The 21,574-nt window shown below is 64.3% G+C and carries 27 protein-coding genes; 3 read left to right on the forward strand and 24 right to left on the reverse strand.

The window, feature by feature from the left end; genetic code table 11:
* Positions 1–41: 41 nt before the first annotated feature.
* From Q0O95_RS03460 to infC, 5 genes are all read right to left on the reverse strand, one after another.
* Positions 42–2,471: a M14 family zinc carboxypeptidase gene (locus Q0O95_RS03460; RefSeq protein ID WP_293695303.1), complete on the reverse strand. Its 2,430-nt coding sequence runs from the start codon at positions 2,469–2,471 to the stop codon at positions 42–44.
* Positions 2,472–2,623: 152 nt separating this feature from the next.
* The gene (locus tag Q0O95_RS03465; RefSeq protein ID WP_293695305.1) at positions 2,624–3,403 is read right to left on the reverse strand and encodes an RNA methyltransferase; all 780 of its coding nucleotides are present in this window, start codon (positions 3,401–3,403) and stop codon (positions 2,624–2,626) included.
* A complete protein-coding gene (rplT, locus tag Q0O95_RS03470; protein WP_293695307.1) occupies positions 3,403–3,786 on the reverse strand; it encodes a 50S ribosomal protein L20 in 384 nt (127 codons plus the stop codon). Before rplT ends, Q0O95_RS03465 begins: the two co-directional genes overlap by 1 nt.
* A 28-nt stretch (positions 3,787–3,814) precedes the next feature.
* Positions 3,815–4,009, reverse strand: a complete 195-nt coding sequence (rpmI, locus tag Q0O95_RS03475) for a 50S ribosomal protein L35 (protein ID WP_293695309.1) — start codon at positions 4,007–4,009, stop codon at positions 3,815–3,817.
* Positions 4,010–4,019: 10 nt separating this feature from the next.
* Positions 4,020–4,874, reverse strand: a complete 855-nt coding sequence (gene infC, locus Q0O95_RS03480) for a translation initiation factor IF-3 (protein WP_293695311.1) — start codon at positions 4,872–4,874, stop codon at positions 4,020–4,022.
* Between the two features lie 200 nt (positions 4,875–5,074).
* Here infC and Q0O95_RS03485 point away from each other — a divergent pair, with 200 nt between their 5' ends.
* Entirely contained in the window at positions 5,075–5,416 is a 342-nt protein-coding gene (locus Q0O95_RS03485) for a DUF1844 domain-containing protein (RefSeq protein WP_293695313.1), read from the forward strand.
* Positions 5,417–5,555: 139 nt separating this feature from the next.
* Here the strand turns inward: Q0O95_RS03485 and Q0O95_RS03490 are convergent, their stop codons facing one another.
* From Q0O95_RS03490 to Q0O95_RS03515, 6 genes are all read right to left on the reverse strand, one after another.
* The gene (locus Q0O95_RS03490) at positions 5,556–6,395 is read right to left on the reverse strand and encodes an SseB family protein (RefSeq protein ID WP_293695314.1); all 840 of its coding nucleotides are present in this window, start codon (positions 6,393–6,395) and stop codon (positions 5,556–5,558) included.
* The gene (gene priA, locus Q0O95_RS03495) at positions 6,395–7,144 is read right to left on the reverse strand and encodes a bifunctional 1-(5-phosphoribosyl)-5-((5-phosphoribosylamino)methylideneamino)imidazole-4-carboxamide isomerase/phosphoribosylanthranilate isomerase PriA (RefSeq protein WP_293695316.1); all 750 of its coding nucleotides are present in this window, start codon (positions 7,142–7,144) and stop codon (positions 6,395–6,397) included. Before priA ends, Q0O95_RS03490 begins: the two co-directional genes overlap by 1 nt.
* Positions 7,141–7,791 carry an imidazole glycerol phosphate synthase subunit HisH gene (gene hisH / locus Q0O95_RS03500; protein WP_293695318.1) on the reverse strand — a complete coding sequence of 217 codons (651 nt, stop codon included), beginning with the start codon at positions 7,789–7,791 and terminating at the stop codon, positions 7,141–7,143. Before hisH ends, priA begins: the two co-directional genes overlap by 4 nt.
* On the reverse strand, positions 7,791–8,390 hold the full coding sequence (gene hisB, locus Q0O95_RS03505) for an imidazoleglycerol-phosphate dehydratase HisB (protein WP_293695319.1): 600 nt from the start codon (positions 8,388–8,390) through the stop codon (positions 7,791–7,793). The genes hisH and hisB overlap by 1 nt, the downstream gene beginning before the upstream one ends.
* A gap of 10 nt (positions 8,391–8,400) precedes the next feature.
* A complete protein-coding gene (locus tag Q0O95_RS03510) occupies positions 8,401–9,492 on the reverse strand; it encodes a histidinol-phosphate transaminase (protein WP_293695321.1) in 1,092 nt (363 codons plus the stop codon).
* Positions 9,493–9,573: 81 nt separating this feature from the next.
* A complete protein-coding gene (locus Q0O95_RS03515) occupies positions 9,574–9,924 on the reverse strand; it encodes a LysM peptidoglycan-binding domain-containing protein (protein WP_293695322.1) in 351 nt (116 codons plus the stop codon).
* Positions 9,925–10,133: 209 nt separating this feature from the next.
* On the opposite strand from Q0O95_RS03515, the gene lexA reads away from it, so the two are divergent.
* Positions 10,134–10,754 (forward strand): transcriptional repressor LexA, encoded by a 621-nt coding sequence (gene lexA, locus Q0O95_RS03520; RefSeq protein WP_293695324.1) that lies wholly within the window; start codon positions 10,134–10,136, stop codon positions 10,752–10,754.
* Between the two features lie 106 nt (positions 10,755–10,860).
* Here lexA and hflX read toward each other — a convergent pair whose 3' ends face one another.
* Positions 10,861–12,309: a GTPase HflX gene (gene hflX / locus Q0O95_RS03525; RefSeq protein WP_293695362.1), complete on the reverse strand. Its 1,449-nt coding sequence runs from the start codon at positions 12,307–12,309 to the stop codon at positions 10,861–10,863.
* A gap of 65 nt (positions 12,310–12,374) precedes the next feature.
* Here hflX and Q0O95_RS03530 point away from each other — a divergent pair, with 65 nt between their 5' ends.
* Complete coding sequence (locus Q0O95_RS03530; RefSeq protein WP_293695326.1) at positions 12,375–12,983, forward strand: methyltransferase; 609 nt, start codon at positions 12,375–12,377, stop codon at positions 12,981–12,983.
* Between the two features lie 116 nt (positions 12,984–13,099).
* On the opposite strand, the gene Q0O95_RS03535 is transcribed toward Q0O95_RS03530, so the two are convergent.
* The 12 genes from Q0O95_RS03535 to pgsA all read right to left on the reverse strand — a co-directional run bounded on the left by Q0O95_RS03535 (position 13,100) and on the right by pgsA (position 21,572).
* Positions 13,100–13,498, reverse strand: a complete 399-nt coding sequence (locus Q0O95_RS03535; RefSeq protein WP_293695328.1) for a VOC family protein — start codon at positions 13,496–13,498, stop codon at positions 13,100–13,102.
* A gap of 9 nt (positions 13,499–13,507) precedes the next feature.
* Positions 13,508–14,353 carry a diaminopimelate epimerase gene (gene dapF / locus Q0O95_RS03540; RefSeq protein ID WP_293695329.1) on the reverse strand — a complete coding sequence of 282 codons (846 nt, stop codon included), beginning with the start codon at positions 14,351–14,353 and terminating at the stop codon, positions 13,508–13,510.
* Between the two features lie 58 nt (positions 14,354–14,411).
* Positions 14,412–15,308, reverse strand: coding sequence for a tRNA (adenosine(37)-N6)-dimethylallyltransferase MiaA (gene miaA, locus Q0O95_RS03545; protein ID WP_293695331.1), 897 nt, complete (start codon positions 15,306–15,308; stop codon positions 14,412–14,414).
* A gap of 4 nt (positions 15,309–15,312) precedes the next feature.
* Positions 15,313–16,791 (reverse strand): tRNA (N6-isopentenyl adenosine(37)-C2)-methylthiotransferase MiaB, encoded by a 1,479-nt coding sequence (gene miaB, locus Q0O95_RS03550; protein WP_293695333.1) that lies wholly within the window; start codon positions 16,789–16,791, stop codon positions 15,313–15,315.
* A 5-nt stretch (positions 16,792–16,796) separates the two neighbouring features.
* Entirely contained in the window at positions 16,797–17,219 is a 423-nt protein-coding gene (locus Q0O95_RS03555; RefSeq protein WP_293695336.1) for a hypothetical protein, read from the reverse strand.
* Positions 17,220–17,266: 47 nt separating this feature from the next.
* A complete protein-coding gene (locus Q0O95_RS03560) occupies positions 17,267–17,746 on the reverse strand; it encodes a hypothetical protein (RefSeq protein WP_293695339.1) in 480 nt (159 codons plus the stop codon).
* Between the two features lie 69 nt (positions 17,747–17,815).
* Positions 17,816–18,370 (reverse strand): regulatory protein RecX, encoded by a 555-nt coding sequence (locus Q0O95_RS03565; RefSeq protein WP_293695341.1) that lies wholly within the window; start codon positions 18,368–18,370, stop codon positions 17,816–17,818.
* Between the two features lie 22 nt (positions 18,371–18,392).
* Complete coding sequence (gene recA / locus Q0O95_RS03570) at positions 18,393–19,457, reverse strand: recombinase RecA (protein WP_293695343.1); 1,065 nt, start codon at positions 19,455–19,457, stop codon at positions 18,393–18,395.
* Between the two features lie 192 nt (positions 19,458–19,649).
* Positions 19,650–19,874, reverse strand: a complete 225-nt coding sequence (locus Q0O95_RS03575; protein WP_293695346.1) for a DUF3046 domain-containing protein — start codon at positions 19,872–19,874, stop codon at positions 19,650–19,652.
* 61 nt (positions 19,875–19,935) lie between these two features.
* A complete protein-coding gene (locus Q0O95_RS03580; protein WP_293695349.1) occupies positions 19,936–20,265 on the reverse strand; it encodes a helix-turn-helix transcriptional regulator in 330 nt (109 codons plus the stop codon).
* Positions 20,266–20,445: 180 nt separating this feature from the next.
* Positions 20,446–20,952 carry a CinA family protein gene (locus Q0O95_RS03585; protein WP_293695351.1) on the reverse strand — a complete coding sequence of 169 codons (507 nt, stop codon included), beginning with the start codon at positions 20,950–20,952 and terminating at the stop codon, positions 20,446–20,448.
* The gene (gene pgsA, locus Q0O95_RS03590) at positions 20,949–21,572 is read right to left on the reverse strand and encodes a CDP-diacylglycerol--glycerol-3-phosphate 3-phosphatidyltransferase (RefSeq protein WP_366516435.1); all 624 of its coding nucleotides are present in this window, start codon (positions 21,570–21,572) and stop codon (positions 20,949–20,951) included. Before pgsA ends, Q0O95_RS03585 begins: the two co-directional genes overlap by 4 nt.
* Positions 21,573–21,574: the final 2 nt, after the last annotated feature.

Consider the following 21,574-nt stretch of genomic DNA (forward strand, 5'->3'; position numbering starts at 1 on the left):
TTGTGTCGAGGAGCGGGCCACGTAACGAGTTCGGGTCGACGCTATCGAACGTCGCCCTGCTCAGTGAGGCGCTTCCGTGCGATAACGGTTGCACCGGCCATCAGCAGCAGAAGAGCAGCAATCGCGAGGAACGCCATCGATGCGCTACCGGTTTCGGGCAGTTCACCCGTTCCGCTCGTGTCGTCCTCGTCCCCCGGATCTTCATCGCCGGGATCCTCCGACCCATCGTCTTCGACGGTGACCGGCCCTACCTCATCTGAGGTCGCAGAAGCACCTTCGTAGCGGTCCTGCTCACCGGTCACGGTGACCGAGATCATCTGCCCCTCGTGCGACTCGGTGAGCTCGAACGTCGACCCCGTCGCGCCTTCCACCGGCTCGCCGTCCGCCAGCCACTGGTAGCTCAGCTCGACGTCCTCCGGATTCCAAGTTCCGGCGTCTGCAGTGAGTGTCTGGCCGGCTTCGGTATCGCCAGCGATCGCCGGGGCCGTGACGTTCTCGATGGTCCCGAGCGGACACTCGGCGGCATCGAACACCGCGGTTCCTTCGACCAGGTTGCTGCGCGCACCCGCGTCAAGGATGAAGGGAACGACGGTCATCATGGGCTGGGCCATGGAGACGTGGACTTCGCCGTCACCGGTCTGCACCTGCACACCGTAGAAATCGAGGACGTGCTCGACCTCTGCGGCCTGCTCTGGCGTCAGAACGTAGGCGCAGGGAGCCGGATCAAGGGTGTTCTCCTCCAGCGGCGGATCATTGTCGGCGCCGAACAAGTAGAACGGCTCCTGGTTCAGACCGTCTGCCTCCCTGTTGATGGGCGCATCGTTGGTCACCTGCTCGATGCGATCCGCGTTCTCGCGCTGGAACCTGAGCACGGCATCCATCGCCGCCATCTGGTACTCGACCCGCTCCGTTCCCACGCGAAGCCCCGGAGTCTCGATCAGCACCGCCGCGCTGTGACGGAGGCCGAACATATTGCGTGCGATGCCTTCGTTCTCGTCGCCTGCGCCTCCCGGATCTTCCCCGCCGTAGACGGCGGTCGAGATGCCGGCCGCTTCGAGGTCCGCGAAGATGTAGTCCTCGACCATTTCGGTCGACAGCTCACGCAGCGTCGGATCGATCGCGAGGTTGCGGGGCCAGAGTGCGTCGAGGTCGGCGCCCGTCAGGGTCGTCGGCTTCTCATGCGCGTCCACGATGACGTCCGGCTGCATGTCGCGGATCACCTGCGCCATGGTCTGCGCCTCGACGCTCGTCAGTTCGAGGTGATCGCGATTCATGTCGAGCCCGCTCGCGAGCTGACGGATGTTGGCGATGCGCCCGTCGGGGTTCATCGTCGGAATCACCATGATGGTCGTGTCGGCAAGCTGCTCAAGCAGCTCCGGCTCGTCCGTCAGCGCGAGGTTGCGGATCAGCTGCAGCGTCATCTCCTGCCCCGCAGGCTCGTTGCCGTGCTGCGTGCCGATCACGAGGATGCTGCGCCCCGCCGCGATCTCTTCATCGCTGGGAGGCGCGGGGTTGCCGATGCTCACGAGATTGATCGGGAGGCCGTTCGCGCTCGACGCGATCTCGGAAACCCGCACGCGGTCAGAAGCGCCGTCGACAGCCGCGAGGAAGTCGAGTTCTTCCTCGTGCGTTGTCCAGCTCTCGCCATCGCGATTCTCGAAGCCCGTGAGCAACGGATCGTAGTCGGGCTCGGGAATCAGATCGGCGTCGGCCCGAGGAGCTTCCTCTCCCGCGACTCCGACCGAGAAGTACGCGGTCTCGGACTCGCCGCCCTCGTGCGCATTGAACACGCCGACACGACCCAGGTTCGGCTCTTCAGCGCCAAGGCCGGTCGCCTCGACCTGCCACTCGAGCGGTTCGTCCTGCCCATGGGCCCAGAATTTGCCGAGCAGTGAATCGCCGTGCTGACGCAGCACCGCGTTGTACCAGACTCCGCCTTCGAAGCCTTGCAGATCGTGAGCGGAGCCGAGCTGGCTCCACTCACCGTCTTCGTACTGATTCAGCCGCAGCGTTGTTCCGTTGACGTCGAGGTAGAGACCGTTTTCGCTTCCCGCTTCACCGTCGAGCTGCAGGCCGAGACCGAAGCGCGTTGTCGGCCCCAGCTCCCCCGGCACGCGCATGACCGCGTGCACTTCCACGTCGCCCTCTACGATGCCGGCATCACCGGGCTCATCGAAGGTGAGCGCACGGCGAAGGTTCTCGGTATCTCCGTACTCGATGACGTGGCGGAGGGCGGTCGGATCCTCCCCGACCGTGCTCCAGTCGCCCTCGTTCCAGAGAGAAGACCAGCCATCGGGGGCGCCTTCCGCCGGCTCGGAGAACTCGGCTTCGAACTGATTGTCATTGAGATCGTTCGCGAGCGACGGGGACGCCCCCGCCGCTGACCAGACAACTGCGAAACTGCCGAGGAAAGCAATCGCCGTTGTTATCGGTTTGCGGATCTTCGGTTTGGCCCGAAGTGATTGAGACATGCGGACTGTGACTCCCTCCGGCACGTACGCGTGCGTCACAGCGAACGCGCCCTGCCTGCTCGACATTGAACTCTTAATGCTTAGCTAGCCTAAGAGTCTTTGAGCGGCCCGTTCAAGCGTCTTGAGCGAGAATTGAGCAGGGGATCGTGCCGTCAGGGTCGCGCCGCGAACGCGCTCGCATAGAGGCATACAGCTGCCGCCGTTGCGAGGTTCAGCGATTCCGCGCGGCCGAAGATCGGCACCGCAAGCGCCCGATCCGCCAACGCCAGAGTCGCAGCATCAAGGCCCCTCGCCTCGTTTCCGAACAACCAGGCGTGGCCAGACTCGAGCGCCGGCTCGGACGGTTGCAGGGCATCCCCGGCGACATCCGCTGCAAGCACTCGCATGCCGAGCTGCTTGGCTGCCGTGACCGCTTCGAGCGTCGAAACACCGACCGCGTGGGGCACGTGGAACAGCGAACCGGTCGTCGCGCGCACGACCTTCGGGTTGTAGACATCGACGCTGTCCTCCGTCACGACGACAGCATCGAACCCAGCGGCGTCCGCGAGCCTGATGATCGTGCCCAGGTTGCCGGGGTCGCGGATCTCGTGCAGGATCGCGATCCGCGTCGCGCCCGCAAGCACGGATTCGAGCCGCTGAGGGAACTGCCGTGCCGTCGCGACGAAGCCCTGGGGATTCCGGGTGTCGGCCATCCTCGCGAGCGCTTCTTCCGAGCACTCGATGTGCTGCACTTCGACGGCATCGATCAACTCGGGATGCTTCTGCGCGGCCGCCTCGGTATAGAAGATCTGGTCGATCGCGGCACCCGCAGCAATTGCGTCCCGGAGCGCCTGTGGCCCCTCAAGCAGGAACAGCCCGGTCTCGGACCGGGCTGTTCGCTGTTGCAATCGGGCCACCGCTCGCACAACGGGCGATCGGGGCGACGAGAGCACTACTCGCTCTTCGCGGCAGACGTGTCGGCGGGAAGCGCTTCCTTGGCCTTCTCGACCAGCGATGTGAAGGTCGCTGCGTCGTTGACGGCGAGGTCGGCGAGGATGCGACGGTCGACCTCGATACCAGCCAGGTTCAGACCCTGGATGAAGCGGTTGTACGTGAGGCCGTTCTGGCGGGAAGCAGCGTTGATGCGCTGAATCCAGAGGCGACGGAACTCACCCTTCTTCGCGCGGCGGTCACGGTAGGAGTACTTCAGGGAGTGCGTCACCTGCTCCTTGGCCTTGCGGTACAGGCGTGAACGCTGTCCGCGGTAGCCCTCTGCGCGCTCGAGGATTACCCTGCGCTTCTTCTTGGCGTTAACCGATCTTTTAACTCGTGCCATTGTTCTCTCCTAAACCTTAGAAAGCGCTCTAGCTGCTCAGCAGCTTCTTGATGACCTTGGCGTCTGCCGGAGCCACGACCTTGTCGCGATTCAGGCGCGCCTTGCGCGTCGACGACTTCACCTCGAGGTTGTGGCGCATACCCGACTGCTGCTTGCGGATCTTGCCGCTCCCAGTCACCTTGAAGCGCTTCTTCGCACCGGAGTGCGTCTTCTGCTTTGGCATTCTTCTTCTCCTACTCGGATGCGGTGTCGGAGCTGCGCTCCGGCTTGTCCGCGGACGTAGCGGGCTTGGCTGCAGCGTCGTCTGCAGTCTTGGCCGCGGGCTTCGACGCCGACGAATCGGCATTCTTCTTCGGTCGAGCGGTAGCCACCTGGGCTGCGCCACGAGCCGGGGTCTTCGTAGGCTGAACCTCGAAAGTCGCGTCGCCCGGCTTCGCCTGAGGCTTCACGTCGTCGGTTTTCGCCTGCTGGGCAGCCTTATGCTCCGCCGTTGCGCGGCGCTTCTCCTGCTGCTCTTCGCGCTGAGCGCGTCGGGCCTGGTTCTGCTCTGCACGTGCATCAGACTTCGAACGCAACGGACCGACGATCATCGTCATGTTTCGGCCATCGATCGTGGGCCTGGTCTCTACCGAACCGAACTCGGCGACATCCTCGGCGAAGCGCTGCAGCAGCTTCACGCCCATCTCGGGGCGCGACTGCTCGCGACCGCGGAAGAGGATCATGGCCTTCACCTTGTCGCCTGCCTGGAGGAATCCTTCGGCGCGCTTCCGCTTGGTCTCATAGTCGTGGTCGTCGATCTTCAGCCTGAACCGCACCTCTTTGAGAACGGTGTTTGCCTGGTTGCGCCTGGCTTCTTTCGCCTTCTGCGCCTGCTCATACTTGAACTTGCCGAAATCCATGATCTTCGCCACCGGCGGGCGCGAGCCGGGGGCGACTTCCACGAGGTCCAGACTGGCCTCTCGTGCGAGACGGAGCGCAACATCGACCGCGACCACACCGACCTGTTCGCCACTGGGGCCGACAAGACGGACTTCTGGGACGCGGATGCGCTCGTTGATGCGGTAGTCGCTGATAGCGTGCTCCTTCATAGTGCTTGGACGTGCGTAGAAAAGGAGCGGTTCGCACCCTCGGCATTCTGCGTGAATGCGCCAACCGCTGTGCGGCGGAGTGCTATCTACCCGGTAACCTGGTTGTCGGTTGCGGGTGGGAGAATCTCCTCTTCTGCGGGCGAAAGCCCGAATAACCTGCATAAGATTAGCAGAGTTCTCACTTCAATCCAAGGGGTTCCATGACCGACGACATGCCTGCCGGCGAAGAGATTCGCGATATCGCCGATGTTCCCGCTGTCGAGCTCATCAACACGGTGGCCATCCACCTGCTCAGCGCGGCCGCGGTCAAGGTGGGGCTCGCGGATGATCCGGATGCCGAAATCGACCTCGACGAGGCACGAAAGCTCATCAACGTTCTCGCGGGCCTCGTGACAGCCGCGGCGCCCGAGATCTCGAATCATCACGCAGGGCCGCTGCGCGACGGTCTCCGTTCCGTGCAGCTGGCGTTCCGCGAAGCATCACCCATCAAGGACCCCCGCGGCCAGGGCCCGGGCGAGAAGTTCACCGGACCCGTCTACTAGGCGCAAACGCGCCATCCTCGTTCGAGGGCACCCCTACTGCTTGTTTCCTCGCTGTTGGGGCGAAAAAGCAAGCACCTCGAGCCCATTCCCGAAAAAACAAGCGGTTCGGGCGTACCGCCGAGAATGCTGACAGTTCAGACTAGTTCTGCAGTCGCGCGACAAGGCTGCCGGGAGGGAACTCCACGTCGATGCCCTGTTCTCCCAGCGGATACAGGCTCACGCGCACGGCGGCCACCAGCAACGCGACGGCCTCCGAACTCGCCAGCTGCTGCGTGAATCCCTGCAACTCGGAACGCGTCGCCGCCTCATCGGCAGTGACGAACACGATCATGAGCTCGGCTCCGTGCAGGCGCGATTGCGGATCACCGGGGACGATCGCGACCGCAGCCGCTGAGCGCACTTCGGCAGCAGCCGCTCGAATCGCATCCGTGACCTCACTGACACGGTAGGCAGGTCGCCAGGGCGCTCCCGCCGCGATCGCACGGAGCGCGGGGGCGGCCAGCACGAGTTCGGTCGCATCGCTGCCCGCGTCGATCACGACGCGCTGCGCGTCCTCTTCCAGCGCCGCGACGGCAACGCGCTGTGCGGAGGCGGGAACCGGCCTCGCCTTCGGGTTCCATACCCGCATGGCCGATGCGCTCGAGAACACCGGCAGGATGGGCGCTCCGTCGGGCCCCGCAACTGTCGGAATCGAGAGCTCCTGGGTCTTGTCGACGACCTTTCCCTCCGGCGTCGTGCCGACCTCGCCTGCCTCGGCGACAAGTGGCACGAGCAGGCGAGCCTCGCGCAGGGCATCCACCACTGCCGCGAGCGCATCCGTTTCGGCCGCCAGCACTCCTCGTTCACGGAGCACCAGCATCGCATCGCGGAACTCCGGCGGGATCGACCCGTCGTCGTCTTTGTACTCGGTGTCGTGATGATCGAACGTGCGGCCCTCCCACGGGAATCCCGCGGAGTCGCCCTTGCGGTGATCGGTCACTACTCTCCAGCAACGTCCAGCGCCGCAGCGAGCGTGAAGGCTCCCGCGTACAGTGCTTTGCCCATGATGGCGCCCTCGACGCCCACCGGTACGAGTTCCCGCAGGGCAGCGATATCATCCAAGTTCGAAACGCCGCCGGATGCGATAACCGGCTTGTCCGTGCGTTCCGCGACCGAGCGCAGCAGCTCGAGGTTCGGTCCCTGCAGCGTGCCGTCCTTGTTGACGTCGGTGACGACGTAGCGGCTCGCACCTGCTCCGTCGAGGCGCTCGAGCACCTCCCACAGGTTCCCGCCTTCGCTCGTCCAGCCGCGGGCGGCGAGCGTCTCGCCGCGAACGTCGAGCCCTATCGCGATCTGTTCACCGTACTGGGAGATCACCGACTCCGTCCACTGCGGATTCTCGAGCGCGGCCGTGCCCAGGTTGATGCGCTTGACGCCTGCCCCAAGCGCGGCTTCGAGCGATGCGTCATCGCGAATCCCGCCCGAGAGCTCGATGTGGATGTCGCTTCCGACGGCTTTGATCACCTTCCGGATCACCGCAGCGTTGTTGCCTCTTCCGAAGGCGGCATCGAGGTCGACGAGGTGGATCCATTCCGCGCCCTGCTCGAGGAAATCGTGAGCGGCATCCACGGGATGACCGAACGAGGTCTCCGTGCCCGCTTCGCCCTTCAGCAGACGAACGGCCTGGCCTCCCGCAACGTCGATCGCGGGCAGCAGCGTAAGCTTCGGGGCCTGATTGAAGTCGGTCATAGTGTCTTTCTGTCGTCGCGGCCGAGCGTGCCCAGCCAGTTTGCCAAAAGCGCGATGCCGGCATCGCCGGACTTCTCGGGATGAAACTGCGTCGCGCTCAGCGGACCGTTCTCCACGGCCGCCAGAAAGCGTTCACCGTGCGTCGCCCAGGTGAGCGCCGTCGCTTGGATGCGCGGGTGCGGCTCAATCTCCCACGACTTCGCGGCGTACGAGTGGACGAAGTAGAAGCGCTCGTCTGCGATTCCGGCGAAGAGTTCCGAGCCCGCTCCTGGCTCGACCGTGTTCCAGCCCATGTGCGGCAGCACGTCCGCGTCGAGCTTCGTCACGGAACCCGGCCACTCGCCGAGCGCCTCAGTGGGGGCCCCGCCTTCAACACCGGTGTCGAAGAGCACCTGCATTCCCACGCAGATCCCCAGCACGGGCCTGCCGCCGGCCAGTCTCCTTCCGATGAGCTCGCCACCGCGAACAGCAGCCAGCCCCGCCATGCACGAGGCGATGGACCCGACGCCGGGCACGACGAGCCCGTCCGCCTCGAGGATCGTGGTGCGATCGGCAGTCAGAGCGACTTCCGCACCGGCGAGTTCGAGCGCCTTCTTGGCGGAGTGAACGTTGCCGATGCCGTAATCGAGCAGCGCGACAAAGGGCACTACAGTGCGCCCTTCGTGCTTGGAATGCCGTCCACGCGGTCGTCGGACGCCAATGCGACGCGCAGCGCTCGCGCGAGCGCTTTGAACTGCGCCTCCGCGATGTGGTGCGGATCGCGGCCCCTCAGCAGATCGACGTGGATGGTCATCCGCGAATTCAGCGCAATCGCCTCGAAGACGTGACGCACCATGGACCCCGTGAAGTGATCGCCGATCAGGTGGTAGACGAATGCCTCCGACTCGCCCTCGTGAACGAGGTAGGGGCGGCCAGAGACGTCGACGACGGCACGCGCGAGCGTCTCATCGAGCGGGACGGTGGCATCCCCGTAACGACGGATGCCCGCCTTGTCGCCGAGAGCCTCGAGCAGCGCCTGCCCCAGCACGATCGCGGTGTCCTCCACCGTGTGGTGGACGTCGATGTGCGTATCGCCGTGAGCCTTCACGGTCAGGTCGATGAGCGAGTGCTTCGACAGCGCCGTCAGCATGTGGTCGAAGAAGGGCACCGTGGTGTCGATCTCGCTACGACCGCTGCCGTCCAGATTCACCGAGACGGACACCGTGCTCTCACTCGTGACGCGTTCTCTCGTTGCAGTTCTTGCCATGCATCCAATCCTATTGCCGGTCGATCGCTTGCAGTGCCGCAAGCACCGCGGTCGTTTCGGCCTCCGTCCCAGCGGTTATGCGCAGAGTGTTCTGGATGCCGACGTTACGGACGATGATGCCCTCTGCCAGCAGAGCGTCGAACACCGCTTCGGGGTTCTCGATGCCGCCGACGAGCACGAAGTTCGCGTCGGACGGATACGGCGAGAACCCTCTCCTACGCAGCTCGACGACGAGTCGATCGCGCTGTTGTCTCAGTGCGTCCACTTGCGCCAGCATGAGGCCCGCGTGCTCGAGCGCAGCGCACGCGGCCGCCTGCGTGAGTGCCGAAAGGTGATACGGGAGCCGCACGAGTCGCAACGCGTTCGTCACGGCCGGCGATGCAATGAGGTACCCGAGGCGAACCCCGGCGAACGCGAACGCCTTGCTCATGGTTCTCGAAATCATGAGCCGCGGGTGGCTTTCGAGCAGCGGGATCGCCGTCGCGTCGTACTCGCGCGAGAACTCGACGTACGCTTCGTCCACGACGACCATTGCGCCGGACGCGCACGCCGCCAGGACGGCATCGCGACCGAGCCCCGTTCCCGTCGGATTGTTCGGGCCGCACAGGATGACGATGTCGGGTTCGTGCTCTTCTATCGCGTCGGAGACCAGCTCGGCATCGACCGTGAAGTCTTCTCGTCGCGGCACCTGCAGGTACTCCATGCCGACACCCTGGGCGAGCAATCCGTACATGGAGTAGGTCGGCGAGAACGACAGCAGTTTGCGTCCCGGCCCGCCGAACGCCTGCAGAACGTGCTGCAGCACCTCGTTGCTGCCGTTCGCCGCCCAGACTTGTTCTGGAACAACCCCGTGCCCGACGAAACGCGCAAGGCGTTCGCGTAGCTCGGTGAATTCTCGATCGGGGTATCGATTGGCGCCTTGCGCAGCGGGACGGACTCTCTCCACGATCGCATCCACGACTCGCTCCGGCACATCGAACGCGCTTTCGTTCACGTTCAGCTGTACGGGGACATGGAGCTGCGGTGCCCCGTACGGCTCTAGGCCCACGAGGTCCGGGCGAAGCGGCAGGTCGCTGAGACTGAATTCGTTCGAACTGGTCACCTAGCCAGCGTACTCCCGCATCCCGCCGCTGAACCCCTCCGAGCATGCGGCTCGCACCGAGAGTGCAGTATCGAACGAAACCTACTGCTGCGAGTACTGCAGCGGAATCGAGAGCACCTGCCCGGGAACAACAGCGGCGTCGAGGCCGTTGAGGTTCTGCAGCTCGACAACGACGTCACGCGGGTCGTGATCGGGTGCGATGTCAGCGGCGAGACCCCAGAGCGTATCGCCCCGCTGAACGGTGACGGTATCGAACTGCACGTCTACCTGCTCACTGCCGGCTACTGCGCCGCCGACCTGCAGCACGCCGAACGCACCGAAGAGCGCTACGGGGAGGGCCAGCGCAACCAGAAGAGCGCGACGGCCCCGCTTCGTCATGCGCAGACGAACGGCCGCGTTCTGCGCTGCCGAATCGATCTTCTCTGCACTCATGCGACTGCCTCCTCGTATCTCTGTATCGAAACTACGTTCTACTCTTTCGAATGTCAACCCCGATATATCGCGGTTTTTTCGTTTCGGCGAATTCGCGACACGCTCGAACATCTCTTTGCCCAACGTTGAGTTCTCGGATACTCTTCCCATACAGACAAGCGAACACGAGACCTCCGACACGAAGACGTCAAGGCAGAAGGAGCACCCCCATGGCACGCGAACTCACCGAGAAGCAGATGGCGGTGCTGCAGTGCATTCAGCGGTCGGTGCTGACGCGCGGATACCCGCCCTCGTACCGTGAGATCGGCGACACCGTGGGGCTCGCATCCCTCTCCTCCGTCACCCACCACCTGGGGCAGCTGGAACTCGCCGGCGCCATTCGGCGAGACCCCTCGAAACCAAGAGCGATCGAGGTGCTCGTCGATGTGCCGCTCGGTGACATGCCGTCTCAGGACCGCACGGCCGTTGTGCCGCTCGTCGGCAGCATCGCCGCAGGCGTCCCGATCACGGCAGAACAGCAGGTCGAAGAGGTCATCCCGCTCCCCCGTCGCCTCGTCGGCGGCGGGGATCTGTTCATTCTGAAGGTTTCCGGCGACAGCATGATCGATGCCGCAATCTGCGACGGTGACTGGGTTGTCATCCGCCAGCAGCAGAACGCCGAGAACGGCGACATCGTCGCTGCGATGCTCGATGGGGAGGCGACGATCAAGGTGTTCAGGCAACGCGACGGCCACACCTGGCTGCTACCCAGGAATTCGGAGTTCGACCCCATCCTTGCCGACCAGGCGGTGCTGCTCGGCAAACTCGTTGCGGTCCTCCGCGCCGTCTAACGGAGGCTGCGCTATTACAGCTTCACTCACTACTCAAAAGGGAAGCGGCACGCCGAGTATCGAGCTGGACGTGCCGCTTTCTCTTGCAGTGAAGTGGCTCCGCGCCTCAGGGTTGCTTGGATATCGCGAACTCGGCGAAGCGAGCCTCCGCGGGTTCCGTGACTCGCACGTGCATCCGCGTTCCTCCCGCGAGGTGCTCTTCCTCGTCGACGACGAACTCGTCGTGCAGCGCGCTCACGATCTCGCCCCGGTCATACGGCACGAGCAGGTCCATCTCGACATTCGGCATCGGGAGCATGTCTGCGAGTGTCTGCATCAGTTCGGGGATGCCCTCGCCCGTGCGAGCCGAGACGAACACCGAGTTCGGTGCCAGGCCGCGCAGTAGGAGGCGCTGGTCGTCGTCGATGAGGTCAGCTTTGTTGAAGGCCACGAGCTCGGGGAGCTCACGAGCACCTACCTCGCCGATAACGTCGCGCACGGTCGACAGCTGCGCAGATGGGTCAGCGTGGCTGCCGTCCACAACGTGCAGAACAACGTCGCTCTCGGACACCTCTTCGAGCGTCGACCGGAACGCCTCGACGAGCTGGTGCGGCAATTGCCGTACGAACCCGACGGTGTCGGACAGCGTGAAGAGCCGGCCGTCCGGCGTTTCGGCGCGCCGCACGGTAGGGTCCAGCGTCGCGAACAGCGAGTTCTCGACGAGAACCCCCGCGTGCGTCATGCGATTCAGCAGCGACGACTTACCCGCATTCGTGTAGCCCGCGATAGCAACGGACGGCACCTTATTACGGTCGCGGTTTGCTCGTTTCGCCGCCCTCGCTGGTGCGAAACCGGCGATCTGCTTGCGCAACTTGGCCATCCTCGTGTGGATGCGCCGACGATCCAGCTCGATCTTCGTCTCACCGGGGCCGCGGGAACCCATACCCGCGCCGCCGACCTGACCACCGGCCTGTCTGGACATGGATTCGCCCCAACCGCGCAAGCGCGGCAGCAAGTATTCAAGTTGCGCAAGTTCAACCTGCGCTTTTCCTTCTCGGCTCTGGGCGTGCTGACTGAAAATGTCGAGGATGACGGCCGTACGGTCGATGACCTTGACCTTCACGACATCCTCCAGTGCGCGTCGCTGGCTCGGCGCGAGCTCGCTGTCGGCCACGACCGTATCGGCTCCCGTCGCCGCAACGACCTCGCGAAGCTCCTCGGCCTTGCCTCTGCCGAGATATGTGGCGGGGTCGGGGTTCGTGCGTCGCTGCAGAACGCCATCGAGCACAACGGCTCCCGCTGTTTCGGCTAGCGCTGCCAGCTCGCGCAGCGAGTACTCGGCCTCCTGAGCGTTGGACGCGTAGACGCCGATCAGGACGACACGCTCCAGCCGGAGCTGGCGGTTCTCGACCTCCGTGACGTCTTCGAGCTCGGTCGACAGCCCCGCAACGCGCCTCAGCGCCGATCGCTCTTCACGATCGAACTGCTCACCATCGACGTCGACGGCATGCGCCTGATCGTCGAGGGCGAGCGCTTTGCCATCGGCGGGGCGAGCCCACTCGAGGATGCGCGTCATCTCGCGATCAATGTTTACGGTGTCTTCGGTAATGCTGTTCTCCATTCGTTCGGTACGGTCGAGATGTGACCGACCACTATTTTTCTTCGTCTGCCGGCGAATACGCGGCTGAGCCGATTCGAGTCCGACTTGGCGGGAGCGAGCGGTCGCTCGAAGCGCCGCGAGGAGTGTTCTCCAATGATGGCCTGGATGTCGGCACAGCTGTCCTGCTGGATGCCGTTCCGGAACCACCCGCTACCGGCAATCTGCTCGATATCGGGTGCGGTTGGGGGCCTCTTACACTGGACCTTGCTCTCTCTTCTCCTGGGGCGACGGTGTGGGCGGTGGATGTGAATCCGCTGGCGCTCGAAGCGACGCGGAGAAACGCCCGTGCGCTCAGTCTATCCAACGTCAACTGCGTAGCACCAGAAGAAATTCCCGCGGACGTGCGGTTCGACGCCATCTGGTCGAACCCGCCCATCCGCATCGGCAAGGCCGCCCTGCACGAGCTGCTCACGACCTGGCTAGGCCGGCTGACCACCGACGGGGAGGCATGGCTCGTCGTGCAGAAGCATCTCGGTGCCGATTCGCTGCTGCGGTGGCTGAACCAGCAGCCCGGCCTGGATGCGGAGCGTGCCACATCGAAGAAGACCTTCCGTGTGCTGCGGGTGACGCGCACAGACGAACACGCATAACCCGGCCAGCCCTGAACCGACAGCTGTCACACTTCTCGGTCTATGCATGGCGACACGCCCATATAGCGCTCTCATCCCACCCATAGACCGAGAAGTGTGCCCGACTGCGGTGCGTGTCAGGGTGTGAAGGCGTCGGCGACGATCTCGGCTTTGAACCCGGTCGAGTTCTCCAGCCATCCCGCGTAGTGCGCCGGCCCTCCCGCGTGCGGGTACCGATCCCGGTAGAGCTGATTCCACCCGTGTTCGCGTGCCTCCGCCATGATCGCATCAACTTCCGCGGCGGTTCCGGCCTTGAACGCGATGTGATTGACGCCGACACCACGACGATCGTGCTCGGACCCCGTGACGTTCGGTAATGTCGTCAACGTGAGATACACGCCTTCGGCCGCCCACGATTGGCCGGTGGCCCACTCCTGCTCGGTGGAAAAGTCGAGTCGCCGCAATAGCCAGCCCCACTCCGACAACTCACACTGCAGATCGAAGACCCAGACCTCCACATGATGGATACCCGGCACGATTCCCCGCTACGGCAGGTCGATGTCGGAGGAGAATACCAGCTCTGCCGGGCCCGCCAGCGTTGCCGTAGTGCCGGAGGCCGTAACGTCGAGTTCCCCTCCCGGCACCCGGACGAGCCACGCGTCGGGAGCGTCCTCACCGATCCAGTGGCGCGTCGCCATCGCAGCTGCCACAGCTCCCGTGCCGCACGACTGCGTCTCACCGACACCTCGCTCGTGCACTCGCATGACGATCGAACCGCGGCCGGACGTCACCGCCCCCGGAACGACGAACTCGACGTTGGCGCCGTGGTCGGCGGCGGGATCGAGCCCGGGCGCTCGGTTGAGATCGAGTGCTTCCAGCTCCGCTTCGGTTGCGAGAGCGACGACGCGGTGCGGGTTTCCGACATCGACGCTCAGCGCCGGTCGGGCCACGTCGATGCCCTCTGCGGTCACGAGCGTCTCGTTCTCCGCGATCGTGAACTCGCCCATCGAAACTTCGTAGCGCCCCTTCCCGAGCACGCGCACCGGCTTGAGCCCAGCGCGCGTTGCGATGGGGAGCATCCCCTCGGCGTCCGGCTCCGCAAGACCCTCGGCGAGCAGATAGTGCGCGAAAACGCGAACTCCATTGCCGCACATCTCGGCGATAGAACCGTCGCCGTTGCGATAGTCCATGAACCACTCGGCGTCCTGCCCACGAACCTCTGCAATCCCGTCGGCCCTGACCGCGCGGATAACGCCGTCGCCGCCCACACCGACATGCCGGTCGGTGAGCGCCCTGACGCGCTCCTCGGTCAGATCGACCTCGCGGTCGGCGTCGGTGAAGAGAACGAAATCGTTCCCCGTGCCGTGACCCTTCGTGAACTGCAAACGCATACCACCAGCCTACGGGGCAGCCGAGGCACTCACTGCCAGAACTGGATGTGCACCTCGTTCAGCCGAGGATCGATGCGATCCAGGCGCGGGCACCATCCGGAGCGGGCTCATCGGCGGTGTAGCGCTTGAACCACGACACCTGCCGGCGTGCGTACTTCCTGGTTGCGAGCTTGGTGGCCTCCACCGCTTCGGCCTGCGTGAGTTCACCGCGAAGCTGCTGGAGCGCTTGCGCATAGCCGATGGCCTGCCTAGCAGTTGTTCCCCGGTCCAGACCCCTGTCGAGGAGCATCCGAACCTCTTCGAGCAGGCCCGATTGCCAGAACCCGTCGACTCGTCGATCGAGTCGTTCGACGAGCTCGGCACGCTCCGCTCGCAGATGCGCGATGCGCGTCGGTCGCACCGGTTCTGCGCTTGGCAGGGATGCTCGGAACGGCTCCCCCGTCACGGTGACGGCTTCGATGGCGCGGACGATACGCCGTCCGTTCGCCCTGTCGATGTCGGCTGCCGCCTGCGGGTCGAGCTCGCGCAACCGCTCGTGCAGTGCATCCGCCCCCTGCTCCTCGAGCTCCCGCTCGAGCCGAGTACGCAGCGCGGGATCTCTCGCCGGAAACGAGAAGCCGAAGAGCACAGCGCTGACGTAGAGCCCGCTCCCGCCGACGATTATCGGCCATACTCCGTCGCGTTCTAGCCTCCCGATCAACGGCTCCGTCACTGCCTGATAGCCCGCGACCGTCGACGCCTCCGTGACCTCTAGCACGTCGAGCATGTGGTGCGGAACTCCGCGCCGCTCCGCCTCGCTGAGCTTGGCCGTTGCGATATCCATGCCCCTGTAGAGCTGCAGGGCGTCGGCGTTGACGATCTCGGCGGCGATGCCTCGCTCGCGCAGCGCTTGGACGGCGTCGAGCGCGAACTCGCTTTTCCCGACGCCGGTTGCGCCGACGACGGCGAGCAACACTGCGCTATCCCGCCCGACGAACAGGAATACCGAGCGGTACGGGCCCCCTCGTGGCGCTTGCTGCGCCGGGGGTCGGCACTCCGCAGGAGTCGGCCTGGGCGCGATCCCACGCGTCGCCTGCGCGTGAGCGGCGAACACGAACATCGCCGTCATCTGCCAGCAAGTGGAACGAAGCCGCGTCGGTGAGGCGAACGGTGACGAAATCGCCCGGTCGCGGCTCCGCTTCTTCTTCCACACGGAAGTGCACGAGCCGACCGTCCTCCGCCCTGCCCGAGAGCCGGTTCGTTTCGGCGCTCTTCCTGCCCTCGCCTGCCGAGACCAGCACCTCCACGGTGCGCCCTACCTGCCGCTGATTCTCCTCGTAAGAGATGCGGTCCTGCAGCTCGACAAGGCGCTCGAAGCGCTCCTGCACGACTTCCTTGGGGATCTGATCCGGCATCGTTGCTGCGGGAGTGCCGGGGCGGATCGAATACTGGAACGTGAACGCGCTCGAGAAGCGAGAAGCCTCGACGACGCGCAGCGTCTCGGCGAAATCTTCTTCCGTCTCGCCAGGAAAGCCGACGATGATGTCCGTCGTGATGGCTGCGTTCGGGATGCGTTCACGCACACGATCGAGGATGCCGAGGAAGCGAGCAGAGCGATACGAACGACGCATTGCGCGCAGAATTCGGTCCGAGCCCGACTGCAGCGGCATGTGCAGCTGCGGCATGACCGCCTCGGTCTCGGCCATCGCGGCTATGACATCGTCCGTGAACGCGGCGGGATGCGGGCTCGTGAAGCGGATTCGCTCGAGACCGTCGATGGCCCCCGCTGCACGGAGCAGCTTTCCGAATGCGTGCCGATCGCCGAAGGAGACACCGTAGGTGTTGACGTTCTGTCCCAGCAGTGTCACTTCGACAGCGCCATCGGCGACGAGCGCCTCGATCTCGGCGAGGATCTCGCCGGGGCGACGGTCCTTCTCCTTGCCTCGCAGCGAAGGCACGATGCAGAACGTGCACGTGTTGTTGCAGCCGACCGAGATCGAAACCCAGCCGGAGTGCGTCGATTCGCGCTTCGTCGGCAGCGTCGAAGGGAACATCTCGAGCGACTCGAGGATCTCGACCTGTGCTTCGTCATTGTGCCGGGCCCGCTCGAGCAGCGTTGGCAGTGCGCCCATGTTGTGGGTTCCGAACACCACGTCGACCCAGGGGGCGCGATCGACGATCCCGTCGCGGTCCTTCTGCGCAAGGCATCCCCCGACCGCGATCTGGAAGCCATCACGCTCGCGCTTCGTCTGCGCAAGGTGGCCGAGCGTTCCGTACAGCTTGTCGGCGGCGTTCTCGCGTACAGCGCAGGTGTTGATCACCATAACGTCTGGGCGACCGTCGAGAGACTGCACGTATCCGGCGTTCTCCAGTGAACCGCGCATGCGCTCAGAGTCATGCACGTTCATCTGGCAGCCGAACGTCTTTACTTCATAGGTGCGCGAACTGGTTACGGGCATGGGGTTCAGGATACCGCGAGCGGCGTCAGCTCCATGACCGCGCCGGATCCGCTCGTGTACTCCCCCTCCAGCGTGAGTGCGGCGCTGTCGACGACACCGCTCACGGTGACATCGAGCGTCACCTGGTCCTCACCGTCGACGAAGAGCCCGGTAAGCGTCACAGTGAGCGTTTCGCCCTCCTGCTGCCAGACATCGTTCTCGGAATCGAAGGGTCCGAGCCCGTTGTAGGCGAGCACAAGGACCGTGCCGTCATCTTCGAACTCGAGCTGCAGCGAGTTGCCGTCCAACGAGCCCTCCCACTGGGTGCCCTCGAGCGATTCGTACGTGGGTGATGGATCCGCAACTTCTGACGCGGAAGGCTCCTCGTCATTCGCTTGCGCGCAGCCCGCGACGAAGACCACGGCCGCGGATGCGCAGACAGCAAGCACCGCCCGCACCCGAAGGTGCGGGCGGTGCCGGTGCTGTTCCGCGTGAATCACATTATGGTGAGCGAGGCGCTCATGCCGCCACCGCTCAACTCGAGCGACTCCGGGTTGAGTTCACCGGTGAGATCGATAATGGTCTCGTTACCGGACCCGTCCTCGAAAGCAAGTGACATCGTCACCTCGGTGCCGTTGACCGACCACGTGTCGTTCGGGTGATCGATCGAGCCCTGACCACCGTAGTCGATGAAGTCGATCGTGCCGTCGGAATTGAACAGCAGTTCGACGTCACTGCCGTCGATGGTGCCGCTCCACTCCGTGTCAGCGAGATCGAAAGACGAAGCGTCGGGACCATCGTCCTGACTGTCGTCCGACTGCGAGTCGTCGTTCTGACTGTCGTCGTTCTGAGTCGTGTTCTGGTCGTCGTTGGGCTGGTCGTCATCGCCGCCGAAGGGGATGACGCAGCCGGAGAGCGCGAGCGTGGACGCGCCGAGCAGTGCTGCAAGAGCAAGAAAACGGTTGCGAATCTTCATAGATGTCACGCTATGCCCGAATCATGGGAGTTTTCTGAAGATTTGCGGTGACCACGTCGGCTGCGCGTGCTACTCGAACGAGACACGATGCCGAGGGCCGGATACTTCGTCCAGCGCAGTCTTGACAGCGCGTGATGCAGTGCTGCCTCCGTGCCCCCGACGCTGCAGGAATCCGAGCAGCCGGCGCTCAGCGGTTTGCCTGTCGAGCGACCGCAGCCGAGGCGCTCGTTCGCGCGCAGCCGCGAGTGCCAAATCGGTTTCGTCGTCGGCTGCATGCTCGCGCAGCGCTTCCTCCGCGTCGGCAGACCGAACACCGAGCTTGACGAGTTCCTGTCGCAGTGCGCCGTCGCCGAGTTTCTTACGGGTGCGCAAGCGCTCGATCGCGCTCGCAGCGAAGTCTTGATCGTTCAGGTATCCTGCATCGATAACGCGCTGCACCACTGCATCCGCAACGCTCCGTTCGACGTCGCGCTGCATCAACCGCTCCCGGAGTTTGCCGGAGGACATCGCGCGGGAGGCGAGCACCCTGAGCGCGATCTCGTACGCCTCGGTCGCCTCCTCGCTCTCGCTCTCCCCGTCGGACGAAGGAGGCGCCGAGAACATCGGCGTGACTTCGAAATTCACGTCGTCGCCTGCCGCTGACGCCTTACGCGCCGGCCGCTCGACGGTCGTCGAGTGAATCGACCTGCTGCTCTGCCTCAGCTCCGTCCGGGCCTTCTACTATGCCAAGGCTCACGAGAATCTTCTTCTCGATCTCGTCGGCGATATCCGGGTTCTGCTGCAGGAATCTGCGCGCGTTCTCCTTACCCTGCCCGAGCTGGTCTCCGTCGTAGGTGTACCAGGCGCCCGACTTCTTCACGAAGCCCTTGTCAACGCCGTAGTCGATCAGGCTGCCCTCGCGGGAGATCCCCTGACCGTAGAGAATGTCGAATTCGGCCTGCTTGAACGGCGGTGCCATCTTGTTCTTCACGACCTTGACGCGAGTTCGGTTGCCGACTGCATCGCCGCCGTCCTTCAACGTTTCAATACGCCGGATGTCGAGGCGGACGGAGGCGTAGAACTTCAGCGCCTTGCCACCCGAGGTGGTCTCGGGGCTGCCGAAGAACACGCCGATCTTCTCGCGCAGCTGGTTGATGAAGATCGCTGTCGTCTGCGTCTGGTGCAGCCCTCCGGTGATCTTTCGCAGCGCCTGCGACATGAGTCGCGCCTGCAGACCCACGTGGCTGTCTCCCATTTCGCCTTCGATCTCAGCACGGGGAACAAGCGCCGCCACCGAGTCGACGACCACGAGGTCGACGGAACCCGAGCGGATCAGCATGTCAGCGATTTCGAGTGCCTGTTCACCGTTGTCGGGCTGCGACACCAGAAGAGCGTCGATGTCGACACCGAGCTTGGCAGCATAGACCGGGTCGAGGGCGTGCTCTGCGTCGATGAACGCCGCGATGCCACCATTCCGCTGCGCGTTCGCGATCGCGTGCAGCGTCAGCGTCGTTTTACCGGACGACTCCGGTCCGTAGATTTCGATGATGCGGCCGCGGGGCAACCCACCTACACCGAGTGCCGCGTCGAGCGCGACCGAGCCGGTCGGAATGACCTCGACCGGTGCGCGCTCCTCGGAGCCGAGCCGCATAACGGTGCCCTTGCCGAACTGTCGGTCGATGTGGGCGAGTGCTGTTTCGAGAGCCTTCTCTCGGTTCTTGTCAGATGACATTTGATGTCCTTCCCGTATTGACCGAAACGTTAGTGTCGACCGCCGACACACACTTTGCGAAACCGGCCCGTTGTGGACAGATTCGGCCTGTGCACACCGACTTGACCAGCGTACGAGAAGTAGAACGAAGTTTCGATTGCAGTGCGGCGTGTCGCGCAAGCCGTCGCGCCGTTCATGAGCACCGCAAGTGCTTCAGGCACCGTCGGGCGGCAGCAATCGTGTCCCGCTGCGCCGCTCGGGCGGAACATCGTTCGCCGCGCAGAGCGCCTCCCACACCCTCCGTGGAGGTGCGCCCGCGTCCAGGGCGGCGCGCGCCGTCTCGCCGTTCAATGCAGCAAGGGACTGATCTTCAAGCAACACCGCTCCGAGACCACCGAACTCCGCCTCCACTGCACGCATGAACTCCGCTCTGCGCACGTTACCTCCGTAAACGTTCAGCGGCGGTGAGGGCTCACCTCACCGCCGCTGTCAATAGTTGTTATCGCGAGACCTGACCGAATTCCGCTACCAGTTCTTCCGGCAGCACGTCCGGAACATTGGCCGGCAGCGCATCGAGAGCACCCATGTGGTACACACCTTCGAATACTGCGAGTCGATCCCCCACCTCACGCAGAATCTTCGAAAGCGGAACATCGAGCGCTTCCGCAACCGATGCGAGGATCTCGCTCGAGGCTTCCTTCTGGCCCCGTTCCACCTCGCTGAGGTAGCCGAGCGCGACGGATGCACGCTGAGCTACCTGCCGCAGCGTGAAGCCACGCTGCAGACGTACATCCCGAAGGACGTCGCCGATTTCTTGTCTCAACAGCACTTGCGGGTTCCCCCTTGTTCTCCCTTGCTTCACCCATTCTACCGTGGGCTTGACCAGGCCACGCATCCGGCTGCGAGCAACCACTCGTGGCCGTGAATCCGGTTGATGCCGAACTCCCGCGTGACCCGTATAACTTGACTAACGTCGACTCAACCCTGGTTATTCCAGAAGATTGCCTGCTTAGTCTTTGTATTCGCTGAGAGCCTCCGCGATGAGCTCAAGAGCAGCGTGCGTTGCTGCATCCCGGATGCTGCGCCTATTGCCTTCGAAGCGATAGTCGCGCGTTATCGTCGCCTCGCCTTTGAACGCAACCGAGATGAACACCGTGCCGACGTCGTGGCCGTCCTGCACATCCGGGCCGGCAACACCCGTCGTGCCGACACCGATCGTCGCCGAATCACGCCCGATCGCCGCGAGCTTTCGAACCCCGCTCGCCATCTGCTTGGCGACTTTCGGATGCACGGAACCCCGCTTGTCGAGCAACTCGCCATCGACGTTCAGAACACGTCGCTTCATCTCGGTCGCATAGGCGACGACGCCGAGCCGCACAACAGTGGATGCGCGCGGCACACCGATCAGGGCGCTCGCAACTTTACCCCCTGTGAGGGATTCGGCGATTGCGATCGTCAGTCCGCGACGGCGGGCGTCCCTGATGATCCTCTTCGCGAGCTTCGGTGTCGATGTCATCCGCTGTTCCTCTCAGCCCTGCTTGCCCGAATCCAGTGCCACACGTACTCCAGACCCGACCACAGTGTCAGCAGGAACGCGACCGACATCGCGAGGATATTCGCCCAGTGCACCCAGTCTCCCAGCCACAACCACAGCGGAACAAGCGCCATCGAGAGCGCGATCGCCTGCGCGAAGGTCTTCGCCTTGCCGGAGAAGGATGCGGGGATCACGACGCGATCAGACACGACGAGCCGGTGCAGCGTAATGCCCCACTCGCGCAGCAGAATCACGACGACGACGAACCAGGGCAGCTCCCCCAGCACCGCCAGCATGAAGAACCCGCTGCCGGTTATGAACTTGTCGGCTATCGGGTCGATCAGCTTCCCGAAGTCCGTCACGAGATTGCGACCGCGCGCGATCTGCCCGTCGACGAAGTCGGTCGCGATCAGCGCGATGAACAGAGCGGCCGCGATGGTCCGTTCGAGCCCGAGCCGACCGTCATCGGCCAGCAGGATGACGATGAACACCGGCGTCAGCAGGATGCGCGCTACCGAGATCAGATTCGGGACGCTTGCGACCGACGCGGGTGACTCACCCCTGGCCCATACACGACCTCGCCAGGGCCTCAGCATGCTCATGC

It is taken from the genome of uncultured Agrococcus sp. (assembly GCF_945915485.1).
Classification (GTDB): Bacteria; Actinomycetota; Actinomycetes; order Actinomycetales; family Microbacteriaceae; genus Agrococcus.

What these genes read in the sequence shown, in the direction of transcription:
- Q0O95_RS03460 (WP_293695303.1), bottom strand. Translation starts at nt 2,471, where the DNA reads ATGTCTCAATCACTTCGGGCCAAACCGAAGATCCGCAAACCGATAACA.
- miaB (WP_293695333.1), bottom strand. Translation starts at nt 16,791, where the DNA reads ATGCCCGTAACCAGTTCGCGCACCTATGAAGTAAAGACGTTCGGCTGC.
- hflX (WP_293695362.1), bottom strand. Translation starts at nt 12,309, where the DNA reads ATGACGCGCATCCTCGAGTGGGCTCGCCCCGCCGATGGCAAAGCGCTC.
- Q0O95_RS03485 (WP_293695313.1), top strand. Translation starts at nt 5,075, where the DNA reads ATGACCGACGACATGCCTGCCGGCGAAGAGATTCGCGATATCGCCGAT.
- priA (WP_293695316.1), bottom strand. Translation starts at nt 7,144, where the DNA reads ATGACCGACTTCAATCAGGCCCCGAAGCTTACGCTGCTGCCCGCGATC.
- recA (WP_293695343.1), bottom strand. Translation starts at nt 19,457, where the DNA reads ATGTCATCTGACAAGAACCGAGAGAAGGCTCTCGAAACAGCACTCGCC.
- Q0O95_RS03515 (WP_293695322.1), bottom strand. Translation starts at nt 9,924, where the DNA reads ATGAGTGCAGAGAAGATCGATTCGGCAGCGCAGAACGCGGCCGTTCGT.
- lexA (WP_293695324.1), top strand. Translation starts at nt 10,134, where the DNA reads ATGGCACGCGAACTCACCGAGAAGCAGATGGCGGTGCTGCAGTGCATT.
- rplT (WP_293695307.1), bottom strand. Translation starts at nt 3,786, where the DNA reads ATGGCACGAGTTAAAAGATCGGTTAACGCCAAGAAGAAGCGCAGGGTA.
- hisB (WP_293695319.1), bottom strand. Translation starts at nt 8,390, where the DNA reads ATGGCAAGAACTGCAACGAGAGAACGCGTCACGAGTGAGAGCACGGTG.
- infC (WP_293695311.1), bottom strand. Translation starts at nt 4,874, where the DNA reads ATGAAGGAGCACGCTATCAGCGACTACCGCATCAACGAGCGCATCCGC.
- Q0O95_RS03560 (WP_293695339.1), bottom strand. Translation starts at nt 17,746, where the DNA reads ATGAAGATTCGCAACCGTTTTCTTGCTCTTGCAGCACTGCTCGGCGCG.
- pgsA (WP_366516435.1), bottom strand. Translation starts at nt 21,572, where the DNA reads ATGAGCATGCTGAGGCCCTGGCGAGGTCGTGTATGGGCCAGGGGTGAG.
- rpmI (WP_293695309.1), bottom strand. Translation starts at nt 4,009, where the DNA reads ATGCCAAAGCAGAAGACGCACTCCGGTGCGAAGAAGCGCTTCAAGGTG.
- dapF (WP_293695329.1), bottom strand. Translation starts at nt 14,353, where the DNA reads ATGCGTTTGCAGTTCACGAAGGGTCACGGCACGGGGAACGATTTCGTT.
- Q0O95_RS03585 (WP_293695351.1), bottom strand. Translation starts at nt 20,952, where the DNA reads ATGACATCGACACCGAAGCTCGCGAAGAGGATCATCAGGGACGCCCGC.